Source organism: Paracraurococcus ruber (assembly GCF_004353985.1).
Lineage (GTDB): Bacteria > Pseudomonadota > Alphaproteobacteria > Acetobacterales > Acetobacteraceae > Paracraurococcus > Paracraurococcus ruber.
Genome location: NZ_SMOA01000520.1, coordinates 1 through 1,957, shown reverse-complemented (window position 1 = coordinate 1,957; position 1,957 = coordinate 1). Strand labels below are relative to the sequence as shown.

General features: G+C 71.8%; 1 protein-coding gene. It reads left to right on the top strand.

Annotation, left to right across the window (positions count from 1 at the left end; all coding sequences use genetic code 11):
* The first annotated feature begins 452 nt into the window (after window positions 1–452).
* Window positions 453–1,838, top strand: a complete 1,386-nt coding sequence (locus E2C05_RS31395) for a carbohydrate-binding domain-containing protein (RefSeq protein WP_133223525.1) — start codon at window positions 453–455, stop codon at window positions 1,836–1,838.
* Window positions 1,839–1,957: the final 119 nt, after the last annotated feature.

Sequence of the window (1,957 nt, the reverse complement as noted above, 5' to 3'; positions counted from 1 at the left end):
CGGCGCCCCCATCCGCCGCCGTCCGGGCGGCGCATGGGCGGGCGCCGGGCGACGCCTTGCCCGGCCACGCCCCTCGCTGCCCGGCGCGCTCGCAACGGCCGCCCCGGCGCTCCGATGCGCCCGAGGCCGTGGCAAGCGGCGCCCGGGCCCCGGCAGGCATCGCGTCGAAGCGGTCAGGCGCGGCGGCATCGGCAACTATTCTCCAGGCACAATGGGAGTCGAAACGTAGCCGTCCTGCGGTCCACCGGTCCTGGCCTGCGGAACGCAGCCGTTCCGGACTGGCGCCTGCAACAAGTCCTGCCCTGACGCCAGATCTTCGACCCTGCAAGATTGTCGCAATATTTAGGATTCTGCCGGATATGTGCATCGGCCTGGACCGTCGAATCTTGCACTAATGCAAGGGGATGGCGCCTTCGCCCGCGCCGGTCCGATACGCGGGAGCGAAGCAGCCGATGACCACCGACGTGAACGTCCTTGTTCGCGGCCAGAGCAACGCGGAAGCCTTCATCTGGCGCGGCGGCGCGGCGCGGCTGGAAGCCGATCTCGAGGCCGCCAATCCCGGCATCGATGTCCATATCGTCGCCAACTACCAGAATGTCGCCTTCGGTTTCGACTATCCCGGCACGATCTATTCCGGCACCGGGTTCCTCAACTGGGACACGGATGGCGAGCAGCGCAACATGCTCACCTACCTCGTCTCGCTGCCGGCCGAGCTCCGCGACAACCCCACGGTCACGCTGTGGATGCACAACGAGTTCGACGGCAACACGGCCGGCGTGACGACCGCGCAATGGGTCGGCGAGGTGCGGACGGATGCGGCGCTGGTGCGCGGGGTGCTGGGCCAGGATGCCGCCACCACGCCCTACCTCTTCACCTACGTGCCCTATCCCTACACCCAGCCCGGCAGCCCGGAGGCGATCCGCGCCGGCATGGACCTGCTGGTGGCCGATCCCGCCTTCCAGGCCGGCATCGCCCCGGCGGCGATGACCGGCCTGGCGATGGATGGCGACGGCGCACCCGGCGGCCAGCACATGGGCCAGGCCGATGTCATGCTGGTCGCCGACCGCCTGGCGGCGGTGCTGGGGCCGGGCGTGGCGGCGCTCAGCCACCTCGGCGGCACTGGCAGCCAGACCATCGGCGCCGGCGCCGCGAGCCTGGTGTTGAAGATCAGCCAGGATGCCTGGCTCGGCAGCGCGCAGTACACCGTGGTGGTCGACGGCGTGCAGGTCGGCGGCACGCTGACCGCCGCGGCGTCACATGCCGCCGGCCAGTCCGACACGGTCGCCGTGCTCGGCCCCTGGGGCCCCGGCCTGCATGTGGTGACGGTCACCTTCGTGAATGATGCCTGGGACGGCACGCCCCAGGGCGACCGGAACCTCCATGTCGATGGCATCTCGCTGAGCGGCGGCACGGTGCCGGTCGGCACGGCCAGCCTGCTCTCGGCCGGGCCGGTGAGCTTCGCGGTCATCGGGGCGGCCGCCGCGCCGGTCAACCAGGTGATCGGCGCGGGCAGCAGCAGTCTCGTGCTGAAGATCAGCCAGGACGCCTGGATCGGCAGCGCGCAATACATGCTCGCGGTGGACGGCGTGCCGGTCGGCGGCACGCTGACGGCCAGCGCGCTGCATGGCAGCGGCCAGGACGACACCATCACGCTGAAGGGCGACTGGGCCGCCGGGCCGCACCGGCTGACCGTCACCTTCCTCAATGACGCCTGGGACGGCACGCCGCAGGGCGACCGCAACCTGCATGTGGATGGCATCGCGCATGATGGCGTGGCGGTGGCGGGCGGCACGGCCAGCCTGCTCTCGGCCGGGCCGGCGGATTTCCTGTTCGTTTAGTCCCGGGGCGCGGGCACCCGCGCGGCGACCGCGCGCGGGTCCGGGGTGGCGGCCCGGCGCGAGGTGCCCTGGCTGCACCGGCCGGCCTGAAGGCCGGCCCCGCCATGCGCGCGGCGGCC